Raw genomic sequence first — 13015 nt, 5'->3', positions numbered from 1 at the left:
ATTATTTTATGAACAAGAAGAATCAAAAGCGAATACAAATGCTCCAAGCCAGTTATCGCCATCATAAAAAAGGATTCTTTACAACCATTTTGGTGATTCTTGCACTTGTGATCTGTATTCCTGGAGTCGATGCTTTGATCCATCCGAAACGCTACATTGCCTGTAGTGGGGATACGCTCGAAGTTACCGTCTCGTACTATGCCCAAAATGATGAAGCGGGACAACGCGTGGTATCTATTCCTCGTGGGTCAGAAGTGGAATTGCGACAAACCGGTGAAAATACATCGACCATTGTCTATAAGAATGAAACATTGACAGTGGATAATACTCATTTGGTCAATAAGCTGGAAGATGCCATTCAGATTCAATATGTGTATCCACGCCGCTTGTTGAATCTTATGACCAACAAACAAGGAAACCTATCTTCTACGGTTGTTCGTAAAGGGGAAAAGGTCAAAGTTGTTTCGGTCAAGACCGAAGACCTCGATCGCAAGACGGGTCGGATCCAATGGTATCAAGTGAAGAAAAATGGTAAAAAATATTGGATCAATGGGGCTCATGTCGAAACGACCAAGAGTGCGGCGACGGCGAATTACGCCCAAGACATCACGTATTCTACCTATTGGGATGATTATTATGGCAAAGGCTATTCCAAAGATGCCTATGTGGATCAAATCGATTATAAACCGCAACCGGCCTCTCGCTACAAAGACAATCCGATTCGTTCGGATATCAATTCGGTACATGTCTCTTTAAGCAACTTAAAAAATCATAAACAATATTATCTATCCCTGATCAAAAAAACGGGCATCAATTCCATTACCATTGAGTGTAAAGGCGATGGTGGCAATCTATTTTATGATAGTGATGTACCTAAAAAATATCTTTCAAAACCATCCGAAGCCTTGTCCGGATCGGTCATGTCCAAACAAGAACTGAAAGATCTCATCCATGAATTTCAAGATGCCGGCTACTACATGATTGCTCGATGTGTTACGTTTAAAGATTCGATATTTGCGAAACAAAATAAAAAAGAAGCCATCGTGGATAAAAAAGGCAACTTCATCGAAATCAATGATGAATATTGGCCAAGCATCTATTCGCGAAAAGCTTGGATGTATAATGTTGATATCTGCAAAGAAATTGCCCAGATGGGCATCAATGAAATTCAATTTGATTATTGTCGTTTTCCAGATGGTACGGCTAGTCAAAAAGATGATCTGAATATGCGCAATACATATAAGGAAAGTAAAGCAGCGGCCATCCAGGGTTTCTTTACCTATGCCAAAGATCAACTCAGTCCGTATCATGTTTATGTCGCTGCTGATGTGTTTGCTTGGCCTATCGTTGTTCAAGATGACCAAGATATCGGTCAATTCTTCCCAGCCATTGCCAATGTGGTCGATGTCGTTTGTCCCATGCCATATACCGATCTTTTCTCACAAGGTGCTATGGATATTCCCAATCCAACTGCTGCACCAAAGAAGACCTTGTATAAATTCTCCACGATTTCCAAGCGACAAATGGAGGAAATCGGTACCCAAGCGATCTATCGTACATGGATCCAGGCTTATAGTCCATTTGATGCCAAGGATGTCAAAGCCGAGATCAAAGGTATCAATAAAGCAGGATTTGAAGGCTATCTGATCTGGTTTGGCAATGGGGATCCCAACGATCTAAAAGGTGTACAAAAAGGTTTTGTTGATAGTAAGATCAAAAACTGAGCAATCATTTGCTCAGTTTTTTACATAGGCCCAAAAGGATCAGGGCCCCTAATGTATCAATGCCTACATCGATGGGACTGCCATTTCGCCCGGGAATAAAGAGTTGATGAAATTCATCACTGCAAGCATAGATAACTACGATAATAAGGGTTTTCTGAATGGTCGGTTTTTCTTGGGCCTGATAGACACAAAAAGCCAATAAAGCATAGATGGACATATGGGCTGCTTTCCGAATCATCCATACCGATAGATGGCCATGAAACAAATGATAAAACCATCCACTTTGTAGAGTAGAAGCACTCGCATCTTGATTGGAAAACCAGAAAATCAAGAACATTACGCCGATCGCCAGGATCTTCCAGATTGTTTTACGCATGTTGAGCCTCCAAAAGCTGAATGGCCAATTGATACTGCGCTTTTGAAAATAAATTATAGGTCTTGATACAATGATCGGGAAACGAATCTCGCATATCGATATCATCCAAGATCAGATAGATCTTGACCGGATGTAACTTGAGATAGGCTCTGATTTTATCAGGACGCGATTGATTGTCTTTCGATGTCGTATCGATGACATAGGGATCCAATTGACGCAAGCTCAATAACGCTTTGATTTGTTTCAATGAATAAAATTCTTTCCAAGAAGAAGTTATGACGATCTTTAAATCAAATCGATCACATAGATCTTTGACATATTGACAAGCTTCCACATCAAAATTCGCATTGACCTGGCCAATCGTATAGTTGTTGATGTGGATAAAACTAGGATGTTTCCAAATGCGCAACCATTTCTTTCGATCCGGGACAACTTCATTTGTATACATATAGGGATTGATGACCCCATCAAAATCTAAAAAAAGAATACCTTGCATACAAAATATTGTAACCGAGTCTCAACGCTTTTCCAACTGTGATAGAATAGAAACATAGGAGGAAATCACATGAAGCAACATATCGTCCTATTAACGGGAATGTCTGGTGCCGGCAAATCCAGTGCCATGAATGCCCTTGAAGACTTAGGCTATTATTGTATTGACAATTTTCCGAAAGAATTATTGTCCCAATTGGAAAATGTCCTACAAAAAGAACAAAAATATGAATATATTGCACTGTCCGTGAGTGCGATCGATTATATGACCTTTTTTAATTTTTTTGATGATACATCTACGGATGTCCAGATCATTTTCTTGGATTGCAGTGATGAAGAATTATTATTACGCTATCGTTTTACCCGAAGAAGACATCCATTGATTGCCAATGGCATGGCTACGACCTTAGAAGAGGCCATCGAATTGGAACGGGATTACTTCAACAAGATGCAAGGCAACCAAAAAGGCACCATTCATTTTGATACGACCAGGATGTCGACCTCGGAACTGGCCAAACGCATCCGTAATCGATTTAAAGGCAATGAGACTGCCAAATTTACGATCACCTTTCAATCGTTTGGATTCAAACATGGCCTGCCCATGGATGCCGATCTTGTGATTGATGTGCGCTTTTTACCCAATCCATTTTATGAACCCGCCCTTCGTAAGAAGACCGGCAATGATAAAGCAGTCTATGATTATGTCATGATGGCCCAAGAAACCCAGGATTTTATTACCCGATTGAAAGCCTATTGTGATTTTGTTTTTTCAGCCTATAATGAACAACACAAATCCCATTTGATCGTGGGCGTTGGCTGTACAGGTGGACAACACCGCTCTGTGACCATTTGTAACTGGTTATACGATACCTATAAAGATACGTATCGTTGCTTTAAAAGCCATCGCGATATTGGCGATCAGGAAATCGGATGAAAAACGTCGTTGTGATTGGTGGCGGATCCGGCCTTTCCAGTATGTTGAGCGGTATGAAAAAACTGGAAAATGCCAATATTACCGCCATTGTAACAGTGGCCGATAATGGTGGCAGCACGGGTCGCTTGCGCCAAACCTATAATGTACCAGCCATTGGCGATATTCGTCATGTTTTGACCGCCATGGCCAATGTGGAAGATGAATCTTTATTTGCGGAACTGATGAATTATCGATTCAGTGGCAATCAAGATATCGGTGGTCACAACCTAGGCAATTTGATGTTTCTAGCATTGATGGATATTACCGGCTCATTTATGGGAGCCATTGAAGCCATTAGCCACGTATTGAATGTACGCGGCAAGATCGTGCCCAGTACCTTAGATATCGTGACTTTATATGCGATGATGGAAGATGGCACGATGATTCGTGGCGAAGCCTCCATCCCGAAAGCACACAACAACATCAATAAAGTCTTTTATCAACAAAAGGTTCATCCCTTTTTGGATGCGATCCAAGCCATCCATAATGCGGATTTGATCATTTATGGTATTGGCTCTTTGTATACTTCGATCATCCCCAATTTGATCATCCCTGAAATCAGTCAAGCCATTCATGATAATCCTTGTCCCAAAATCTATTTTTGTAATGCGATGACCCAACAAGGAGAGACCGATAGCTATAGCGTAGAAGATCATATTCGGGCATTGGAAAAACATTCCTTTAAAGACGCGGTAGATCTGGTGGTCGTGAATCAATCCTACTTACCAAAACCAATCTTGGAAGCTTACGCAAAGCAGCATTCCTATCCGGTCAAGATCAAAGAAGCGGAACATGACTATGGCATTATGCAGCGATTATTGGTACAATTTGATACCCAAGGACGTATACGTCATGATCCGAAAGCGGTTTGTGAAGCGGTAGCCGAAATCTTGGAAAAGATAGATAGTAAGGAGGATCTCCGTGTCCTTTACCAGCGAAGTGAAAAAACAAATCTGTAAAGAACCAACCGATCGAAATCAAGCACGGGCACAAATTTGTGCCCTCTTTCAAATGCGTGCCAGCATGCATATGAACTTTCGTGGTTTGTCGGTTTCCTATCAAACTGAAAACGCAACGATTGCCAAACATCTGTTTCAAATGTTGAAACAAGTATATGGGGTCAATCCACGTTTATCGGTCATTCGCAATATGCGTTTAAAAAAAAGCAATATGTATCGCGTGGAAGTATATGATAAAGCCAGCGAGATCTTAGATGATCTCGGCATTTTGACCGATACGGGCATCCACTATAAACCCTTGGGACGATTGATCCGATCGGATAAAATGGCACGAGCTTATTTGTGTGGTTGTTTTCTAGCCAGTGGATCGATCAACGATCCCAAAACCGCCAATTATCATTTGGAGATGTCAACCACCGAAACGGAGCTGGCCCAAGCCGTTCAACATTTGATGGAACGCTATCATTTACCTGCGAAGATCACCAAACGCAAAAAATACGAAGTGATCTATTTAAAAGCGGGTGAAAAAATTGCTGATTTTTTACGGTTGTGCAATGCCAGTCAAGCCCTGTTTGATTTTGAAGACAGCCGCATCCAACGTGACTTCTTTAATCAAATGACACGGCTGGATAATTGTGAAGTGGCCAATGAAATGAAGACCCAAAAGGCCGCCAAAAAACAATTAGAAGCCATCGCGATCCTGGAGGCCAATCCGCAAAAGGTAGATATTTCGGATAAGATTCGTCATGTGATGGAAATTCGCAAACAATTTCCCGATGCCAACATGAATGAATTGTGTGAAGAAGTCTATCGTGCCTATGGCGATATCATATCAAAATCGGGAATGAAGCATCGCTTGAATCGGATCAAAGAGATGGCGGCATCCATACAGGAGGAATCCACATGAAAAAATTCACATTATTATTAGCCTTGGGTATATTGCTGAGTGGATGTTCCAGTTCCATTGAACTACAAAAACATACATTTACCTATGAATTGGGCGCCGATGTATATGGCAATCCCAAGCTCTATATCAAAAATGCCGATCATTACGACACCAAGAATATGAAGGTCGTACCCCAATCCAAAGGCATCTATAAAGAAAAGAATCGTTTTGTGAACAAAGGAAAAGAGTATCTCGTTTGTGGTACCTATGATTTTACCTTGATCAATGGAAACCAAAAAATCCCATTTAAGATTAAAATCAAAGATACCCAAGCACCACTGGTCAATCAATCACCAACTGAAATCACATGTAGCGTTGGTGCCGAACCCGATTATCAAACCGCTTTTGATGCCAGTGATCTATCCGGCGTGAACTATGAAAGTGATGTTGATACATCCACCACCGGAACCAAAGCCACTACCGTACGGATCTATGATCGATTTGGCAATACAGTTGAAAAAAAAGTGAATATCGTCGTGCAATAGTCTATAATGATTGACATGACAAAGGCAGATAAGATCTTGATCGTTGGTATCATGATTCTTTCGATTGGTTTGATTTTTCCTTTATTGCACAATGCACCGACATCCAAAGTCGCGGTTGTCCAAGTTGCCAACAAAGAAGTATTACGCATCGATCTAAGACAGAATAAAGAATATACCGTAAAAGGGAAGTTGGGACCGGTTCATATTCAGGTGAAAGATGGTGCAGTTCGCGTGCGACAAGAAAACAGTCCACATCATACGTGTTCCAAACAAGGATATGTATCCAATGCGAATACGCCCATTGTTTGTCTTCCCAATGAAACCGTGGTTCAAATTGAAGAGGGAAATGATTCCAGTGAGGATACGGTGATTCAATGATGAATACAAGAAAAAGTGTCAATTTAGGATTTTTGATGGCCGTGGGCATTCTTTTACAACTCATTGAAAGCTTTGTGCCCATCGTGATGATCGTTCCCGGATTTAAGATTGGACTCGCTAATTTAGCTAGCTTATTTGCCTTGATGATCTATGATAAAAAATCCATGTGGATCGTCGGTATGGGTCGGATCTTTTTAAGCGCCATACTACAAGGGACGCTTTTTAGCGTCGCCTTCTGGCTTTCGTTATCTGGCGGCTTGTTGAGCTTGCTGGCGATGTCGATTGGTGCCGATGTCAAGGTATTTTCTATCTATGGCATTTCCATCTTGGGAGCCGCTTTTCATAGCGTAGGCCAAGTGATTGCCGTAACATGGATCTATCAACAATATTTTATGCAGCTGTTTTTGCCAATCTTATTGGCCCTTTCCATTGTGAGTGGTTTAGTTGTGGCCATCCTATCACAAAAAATGCTGGATCGATTGAAAGGAAGGATCGTTGAATGACGCAACCATATATGGGCGCTTTAAAACAAGTCGAACGCCTAATGCAAGATAGTTTGGGAACGTATTCGCAAAATTCCATGAATCAATTACATGATCTTTGTATCCAAATGAGCCAGGATCCCGTGTATGATGTGGATTATTTAAAATTGATGGAATTATATGGCCGAAAATATCGCAAAGAAAAAAACGAAGAAGCCTTACGATTTGTGGTCATGCGCATGCAACAAGTTTCCTTAGCCAGACAAACGCCCAAACGTACATATGCAGGGGTCGTTTTTACCAATCGACCATTGGATGCTTTTACCATAGCCTTTCTAAAAGAATTTCCATCCCTTTTACATACGTATGAAGAACGCTATAAAGTACGTATTTTGCAGATTGCGACGCTCGTTTTTGTGGTGGCACTGATCGTATTGGTCTTGCTTTTTCATTTATCTTTTTTGATAATTTGGCTGTCCTTGCTTCTTATGTTTGGTGTTTTTGTTTATTATACCTTTCAGTATGGATATGCCTCCATTGTCAAAGAGCAAATGCAAGATTTGATTCAATTTGTGGATCCCACTTTGAAAAAGTTAGATGAAAGACAGATGTCCAAATGATTTGTGACATCTATTTTTTTATTCACAACGGTTGCTAAATACTTCACAAGCAGTTACAATATAGATAACTATGCGGAGGTTGTAATGACTACGAATAATAATAATAATAATAAAAATGTACCAAAAGCCACCTTTCAAAGATATCCAGTTTATTTAAAAGCCTTACGAAAATTAAAAAAACACGGTGTGGAACGTGTCATGTCCAAAGAATTGGCCGAACTGGTCAACATTGAACCCACAACGATTCGTCGTGATTTTTCTTTTTTAGGCAATCTAGGCAAACAAGGCTACGGCTATAGTGTAGATCGATTGGTCGAGATCTTTAATCAGCAATTGGGAGTCGATTTTGACGAGAAGATCATTCTCATTGGAGCAGGAAACTTAGGACGCGCTTTGATGAACTACAACAAATGGGATTACGTTGTCGGTGAAATTGTTTGTGCCTTTGATCGAGATGAATCAAAGATCGGGATGGAATTATATGGTGTTCCCGTCTATTCGATGGATGAACTAGAAGAAAAAATTCCGCAGGGATGTCACATTGCGATCTTAACGATCACGCACGGCGTTCAAAAGACTGTTGATCGCTTGGTGGAGTGCGGCATTACCGGATTTATTGATTTTACATCCAAGCATTTTAATGTCCCAAAAGGGGTTGTTGTCAAGAGCGTGGATGTGGTATCATCAATACAAGAATTGGTTTTTGAATCCAATTCCATGAATAAAAAAGCATAGAAACAGGACGGACATATCGACAGTAGCGACTTGTGATGGTGAAAGACAAGAATAGATATCAAAGAACACCTGTGGAGCTGGACTGGAGAAAATAAGTAGACAGTCTCGTTCGATACGTTACATCGATCAAAGGGTACATATTCATATGTAAATGAGGATGGCACCGCGGTTTATTAAATCGTTCCTTTTAGGGAGCGATTTTTTTATTTTCTGGGAGGAGAAGAACAATGTTAGTTAAAAAAATGAAAGAACAAGCCGCCCAATTGGATGGTCAAAAAGTAGACATTCAAGGGTGGGTGCGTACCAATCGCGCTAGTAAAAAAATTGGTTTTATCGTGATCAATGATGGATCGTGTTTTACCAATGTACAAGTCGTTTATGAACAAGATCTACCAACCTTTGAACAAGCGGGAAAGATCACCTTGGGATCGGCTGTAGAAGTCAAAGGAACTTTTGTATATACACCCAAAGGCAAACAATCCTTTGAGATCCATGCGGATTCCATTGAAGTATTAGGCGCTTGTGATCATGATTATCCCATTCAAAAGAAACGTCACAGTTTTGAATATATGCGCGAAATTCCACATATTCGACCACGTGCCAACAGCTATTATGCGATCTTCCGTTTGCGTTCGGTGTTGAGCATGGCCATCCATACCTTTTTCCAAGACCAAGGCTTTGTCTATGTCCATACACCAATCATTACGGGCAATGATGCCGAAGGAGCTGGCGAATGCTTTACTGTCACGACCCGCAAAGACGACAAATATGATCAAGATTTCTTTGGGAAACATGCGCAATTGACCGTATCTGGTCAGTTACATGTCGAACCCTTTGCATTGACGTATCGCAATGTCTATACCTTTGGACCTACGTTCCGTGCGGAAAATTCCAATACGACTCGTCATGCCTCGGAATTCTGGATGATCGAACCCGAATTGGCCTTTGCCGATTTAGCCGATGATATGGATTGTATTGAAGCCATGATCAAATATTGCATCAACTATTGTTTGGAACATGCACCCGAAGAAATGGCATTCTTCAATCAATATGTCGATAAAGGCCTGTTGGAACGAATCACGCATGTTGCCAATTCTCCATTTGTGCGTATGACCTATACCGAAGCAATCGAGCATTTAGAAAAAGCCAAAGATCAATTTGAAAATCAAGACATCTATTGGGGCATGGATCTGCAAAGTGAGCACGAACGCTACATTTCCGAAAAGATCGTCAATGGTCCCGTATTCTTGACGGATTATCCAAAAGACATCAAGGCTTTCTATATGCGTGTCAACGAGGATCAAAAGACCGTGGCCGCTTGCGATTTATTGGTTCCTTACGTGGGAGAATTGGTTGGTGGTAGCCAACGAGAAGAACGATATGACGTACTAGAAAAACGGATGCAGGAATTGGGTATGGATCAATCCACCTTGCAATGGTATCTGGATCTGCGTCGTTTTGGCGGATGCAAACATTCCGGCTTTGGTTTAGGATTTGATCGTATGTTGATGTATGTGACTGGCATGCAAAATATTCGTGATGTCGAACCATATCCAAGAACACCAAGAAACTTGATTTTCTAATCACTGCCGTCACATTGACGGCTTTTTTAAAGTTTGGTATAAATACGGTATGGCAAAGAAAACATTTCATTCGATATCTCCTGTTCGTCGTTCAATATTATTGGTCACGACCATTGCCTTGATCGTTATTTCGATTTTTTTATATGTCACACGACCTACCGATGTGGATCGGATCAATGAAACCTATTTGGATACGATCCAAGATACCTCCATCTTGAAAAATAATATCAAGACCCATTTTAACCAAAATTATCAAGTGAAGACCTATACCATGTATGGCGAATCACTCAAGCTCTATCACGATACAGCACTAAACAAAACGGATGCACTGATGGGCGCGAATTTGGTCTTGGTCAATGTCGAGACCCAGGAAGAAATCAATTATACCTTTGGTTCAGGTGCGGATGAAGGCATCAAGACCAATCAATTGGATCCTGGATTGTATGAAGTCTATGTGTATGATCATTTTGAAAAAAAACGCGTATACTTCAATAAAAAGGTGCACATGGAACCCTTTGAAACGGTTCGTCGAAAGCATCGCGTGAAACATATTTCCATGGATGCCGATACCGATTATTTAAAAGATCAGGACATTCATCTAAAAAAGAATTATGCCTTTATTTCCGTTACGGAAAATATTCCCAAAGCCGATACGGTCGACGTGATGATCGATCCATGCGGTGATATTTATGATACCGAAAACAATCAAGTGGCCGATGGATTAACGGCGGGAAACCTGACGGAACAAGCCGAAGCGTATGATTTTGCCACCAAAGTCAAGGCAGAACTCGAAAAATATGGTTTAAACGTGCAATTGACGCGCAAAAAAGAGGGGACCCCTTCCTATAGTGGTCGAAGTGGTCGTGTAGCGAAAGGGTATGAACACAAAGCCAAGATCTTTTTAAGTGTTGGTTTTAGTCAATACGATACGACGGAAAAACCATTCATGATGGTTTCGCCACATACATCGGGGGTATTAGCCGATAATATTTCGTATATCATGCAAAAAAATGGTATCAAAATGGATGATACCCAATCCAGTGCTCGACAACTGCATGAAGATGGAGTCCTTTTTGATGGCTATAACGATGAGAATGATAAATACGAAGTCTGGCCACAATTGCGTGAAAGTGGGGGCAAAGCAACTTATGCGGGTCGTACCACTTCATCCAAAGAAAATCAACGCTATAAAGATAGTCCAGGTATGTATGGTGTCTATTTCCAATTTTTGAATGGGGACGATACAAGCAGTATTCAGTATTACCAAAAGAATAAGACCAAAATAGCCAAAGCATTGGCCAAAGGTGTTGCTTATTATTTGGATGTAAAGAAAGAAGGATCAAATTGAAAGTCAGTTTAAGTCGGATCCAGAAAAGCTATGGTACCCAGATGGTTTTGAATGGGGCTGGCTTGACGGTCAAAGCCAAAGAAAAAATTGGCTTGGTCGGTCGAAATGGTTGTGGCAAGACCACCTTATTAAAGATCATCTGTCAACAAGAACAACCCGATAGCGGACACGTCGTGATTGCCAATGATACTCATGTGGGGTATCTATCGCAAATTACTTTTTATGATCAAGACAATACCGTCTATGAAGAATTACTCCGAGCTTTTGACCATGTGCGACAACTGGAAAAAGATCTATTGAAACAAGCCGATATTTTGGCAACCGATGCCAGTATGGTGCAACTTGAAAAATACGATCGCATGCAAAATGAATTCGAAATGCTCAATGGGTATAATTACGAAGTAGAATTAAAAAATGTCTTCTTTCATTTTTCGTTTACAGAAGAGGATCTGAATAAACCCATCAAAGCGTTTTCCAGTGGTCAAAAGACGCGCATTGCCTTGGTAAAATTGTTGTTGTCCAAACCCGATGTCTTATTGCTGGATGAACCAACCAACCACCTCGATGTTGAATCGATCGAATGGTTGGAAGGGTATGTCAAAGCGTATCCATTTGCCATTATCGTGGTCTCTCATGATCGGGTCTTCTTGGATCATGTTTGTGATGAGATCATTGAAATTGACCATGGCAAGACATTGCGCTTTCCGGGCAATTATACCCATTATGTGCAAGCGAAAAAAGAATATATTGCCAAAAATCATGAAGCCTATGTTCGGCAGCAACAAGAAATTCAACGCTTAACGGCATTGATCGATAAATTTCATGCTAAAAGTTCTAAGGCCGCTTTTGCGAAGTCCAAACAAAAATATCTGGACCGGATGGATACGATCGAAGATATGCAAGCGGATCATTCCCAAATGCGTGCCCATTTTAGCTCGGCTCGCAAAGGAGGCAACCAGGTCTTAGAAGTGGAACATCTCCAAATTGGTTATGATCAAGCGTTGAGCACCGTTGATTTTTCCTTACGAAAAGGTTGGCGTATGGCCATTGTGGGGCCCAATGGCATTGGTAAGAGTACCTTGGTCAAGACCTTGATCCAAAAGATCCCACCCTTACAGGGAACGTATCAATGGGGCCATCAAATCGATGTGGGCTATTTTGATCAGGAAAGTGCCCAGATGACATCGGATAAAAATGTATTGGATACTTTGTGGGCACATGATTCCATGGCCAATCAGACCGAGATTCGGAATATTTTGGCTTCCTTTTTGTTTACTGAAAATGAAGTCTTTAAAGATGTCAATACACTATCCGGTGGCGAACGTGTTCGCTTAGCCTTAGCTTGTCTGATGTTGGAACACGACAATTGTTTGGTTTTGGATGAGCCCACCAATCATTTGGATATTCCGAGCAAAGAAGCTCTGGAAGATGCTTTGATGCAATACGATGGAACCGTATTGTTTGTATCACATGACCGGATGTTTCTGAAAAAGATGGCAGATCATGTGCTGGAAATGGGGCCAGAAAGCCATGTGTATGCCTTGTCCTATGAGGAATATCTCGAGAAGAAAACGGCCGATGATCTAGAAGAGATGCCACTGCAGCAACAAGAAAAAAAAGAATCCAAAGTCACTTTTCAAGATACCAAGCAGTTAAAGAATCGGGTCGCTAAATTGGAAACGCTCTTAGAACGTGCGGAATCGGAGTTGGAAGCATTACGTGACAAACGATTTGAACCCGAATATTACCAAGACTTTCGCAAGATGGACCAGCTCAATGCGCAAATCGATGAAAAACACAATGAAATTGCGCATCTGGAACAGGAATGGGAAGAAAAGATGGCCCTTTTGGAGCAAGCCACTTAGAGCACGATCGTGCTCTTTTTGTGTGCTATACTAAAGAGGAAGGAGGATG

The 13015-nt window shown here is 41.1% G+C and carries 14 protein-coding genes; 12 read left to right on the top strand and 2 right to left on the bottom strand.

The window, feature by feature from the left end; all coding sequences use genetic code 11:
• Positions 1–8 precede the first annotated feature (8 nt).
• Positions 9–1724: a putative glycoside hydrolase gene (locus MOZ64_RS06470; protein WP_320325771.1), complete on the top strand. Its 1716-nt coding sequence runs from the start codon at positions 9–11 to the stop codon at positions 1722–1724.
• A 4-nt stretch (positions 1725–1728) separates the two neighbouring features.
• Here MOZ64_RS06470 and MOZ64_RS06465 read toward each other — a convergent pair whose 3' ends face one another.
• Both MOZ64_RS06465 and MOZ64_RS06460 read right to left on the bottom strand, forming a co-directional pair.
• Positions 1729–2100, bottom strand: a complete 372-nt coding sequence (locus MOZ64_RS06465; RefSeq protein ID WP_320325770.1) for a VanZ family protein — start codon at positions 2098–2100, stop codon at positions 1729–1731.
• A complete protein-coding gene (locus tag MOZ64_RS06460; protein ID WP_320325769.1) occupies positions 2093–2596 on the bottom strand; it encodes an HAD domain-containing protein in 504 nt (167 codons plus the stop codon). The genes MOZ64_RS06465 and MOZ64_RS06460 overlap by 8 nt, the downstream gene beginning before the upstream one ends.
• 69 nt (positions 2597–2665) lie before the next feature.
• Between MOZ64_RS06460 and rapZ the strand changes: the two genes are divergently transcribed.
• From rapZ to MOZ64_RS06405, 11 genes are all read left to right on the top strand, one after another.
• Positions 2666–3526 carry an RNase adapter RapZ gene (gene rapZ / locus MOZ64_RS06455; protein ID WP_320325768.1) on the top strand — a complete coding sequence of 287 codons (861 nt, stop codon included), beginning with the start codon at positions 2666–2668 and terminating at the stop codon, positions 3524–3526.
• Positions 3523–4524, top strand: a complete 1002-nt coding sequence (locus MOZ64_RS06450; RefSeq protein WP_320325767.1) for a gluconeogenesis factor YvcK family protein — start codon at positions 3523–3525, stop codon at positions 4522–4524. Before rapZ ends, MOZ64_RS06450 begins: the two co-directional genes overlap by 4 nt.
• Positions 4487–5431 (top strand): DNA-binding protein WhiA, encoded by a 945-nt coding sequence (gene whiA / locus MOZ64_RS06445; RefSeq protein ID WP_320325766.1) that lies wholly within the window; start codon positions 4487–4489, stop codon positions 5429–5431. Before MOZ64_RS06450 ends, whiA begins: the two co-directional genes overlap by 38 nt.
• Positions 5428–5955: a hypothetical protein gene (locus tag MOZ64_RS06440; RefSeq protein WP_320325765.1), complete on the top strand. Its 528-nt coding sequence runs from the start codon at positions 5428–5430 to the stop codon at positions 5953–5955. Before whiA ends, MOZ64_RS06440 begins: the two co-directional genes overlap by 4 nt.
• Before the next feature lie 15 nt (positions 5956–5970).
• Positions 5971–6333, top strand: coding sequence for a NusG domain II-containing protein (locus MOZ64_RS06435; RefSeq protein WP_320325764.1), 363 nt, complete (start codon positions 5971–5973; stop codon positions 6331–6333).
• On the top strand, positions 6330–6836 hold the full coding sequence (locus tag MOZ64_RS06430) for a Gx transporter family protein (RefSeq protein ID WP_320325763.1): 507 nt from the start codon (positions 6330–6332) through the stop codon (positions 6834–6836). The genes MOZ64_RS06435 and MOZ64_RS06430 overlap by 4 nt, the downstream gene beginning before the upstream one ends.
• Positions 6833–7435, top strand: a complete 603-nt coding sequence (locus tag MOZ64_RS06425) for a hypothetical protein (RefSeq protein ID WP_320325762.1) — start codon at positions 6833–6835, stop codon at positions 7433–7435. The genes MOZ64_RS06430 and MOZ64_RS06425 overlap by 4 nt, the downstream gene beginning before the upstream one ends.
• Before the next feature lie 84 nt (positions 7436–7519).
• A complete protein-coding gene (locus MOZ64_RS06420; RefSeq protein WP_320325761.1) occupies positions 7520–8170 on the top strand; it encodes a redox-sensing transcriptional repressor Rex in 651 nt (216 codons plus the stop codon).
• A 227-nt stretch (positions 8171–8397) separates the two neighbouring features.
• Positions 8398–9753, top strand: coding sequence for an asparagine--tRNA ligase (gene asnS / locus MOZ64_RS06415; protein ID WP_320325760.1), 1356 nt, complete (start codon positions 8398–8400; stop codon positions 9751–9753).
• 49 nt (positions 9754–9802) lie between these two features.
• The gene (locus MOZ64_RS06410) at positions 9803–11101 is read left to right on the top strand and encodes an N-acetylmuramoyl-L-alanine amidase (RefSeq protein WP_320325759.1); all 1299 of its coding nucleotides are present in this window, start codon (positions 9803–9805) and stop codon (positions 11099–11101) included.
• The gene (locus MOZ64_RS06405) at positions 11098–12966 is read left to right on the top strand and encodes an ABC-F family ATP-binding cassette domain-containing protein (protein WP_320325758.1); all 1869 of its coding nucleotides are present in this window, start codon (positions 11098–11100) and stop codon (positions 12964–12966) included. Before MOZ64_RS06410 ends, MOZ64_RS06405 begins: the two co-directional genes overlap by 4 nt.
• Positions 12967–13015: the final 49 nt, after the last annotated feature.

It is taken from the genome of Absicoccus intestinalis, from assembly GCF_033971885.1.
Taxonomy (GTDB): Bacteria; Bacillota_I; Bacilli_A; order Erysipelotrichales; family Erysipelotrichaceae; genus Absicoccus; species Absicoccus intestinalis.
This window is presented reverse-complemented; position numbering and strand designations above follow the sequence as displayed.

Excerpts from the sequence above, each read along its gene's own strand:
- MOZ64_RS06470 (WP_320325771.1), top strand. The coding sequence starts at position 9 with ATGAACAAGAAGAATCAAAAGCGAATACAAATGCTCCAAGCCAGTTAT.
- MOZ64_RS06440 (WP_320325765.1), top strand. The coding sequence starts at position 5,428 with ATGAAAAAATTCACATTATTATTAGCCTTGGGTATATTGCTGAGTGGA.
- MOZ64_RS06420 (WP_320325761.1), top strand. The coding sequence starts at position 7,520 with ATGACTACGAATAATAATAATAATAATAAAAATGTACCAAAAGCCACC.
- MOZ64_RS06430 (WP_320325763.1), top strand. The coding sequence starts at position 6,330 with ATGATGAATACAAGAAAAAGTGTCAATTTAGGATTTTTGATGGCCGTG.
- MOZ64_RS06450 (WP_320325767.1), top strand. The coding sequence starts at position 3,523 with ATGAAAAACGTCGTTGTGATTGGTGGCGGATCCGGCCTTTCCAGTATG.
- MOZ64_RS06435 (WP_320325764.1), top strand. The coding sequence starts at position 5,971 with ATGACAAAGGCAGATAAGATCTTGATCGTTGGTATCATGATTCTTTCG.
- MOZ64_RS06425 (WP_320325762.1), top strand. The coding sequence starts at position 6,833 with ATGACGCAACCATATATGGGCGCTTTAAAACAAGTCGAACGCCTAATG.
- MOZ64_RS06410 (WP_320325759.1), top strand. The coding sequence starts at position 9,803 with ATGGCAAAGAAAACATTTCATTCGATATCTCCTGTTCGTCGTTCAATA.
- asnS (WP_320325760.1), top strand. The coding sequence starts at position 8,398 with ATGTTAGTTAAAAAAATGAAAGAACAAGCCGCCCAATTGGATGGTCAA.
- MOZ64_RS06465 (WP_320325770.1), bottom strand. The coding sequence starts at position 2,100 with ATGCGTAAAACAATCTGGAAGATCCTGGCGATCGGCGTAATGTTCTTG.
- rapZ (WP_320325768.1), top strand. The coding sequence starts at position 2,666 with ATGAAGCAACATATCGTCCTATTAACGGGAATGTCTGGTGCCGGCAAA.
- MOZ64_RS06460 (WP_320325769.1), bottom strand. The coding sequence starts at position 2,596 with ATGCAAGGTATTCTTTTTTTAGATTTTGATGGGGTCATCAATCCCTAT.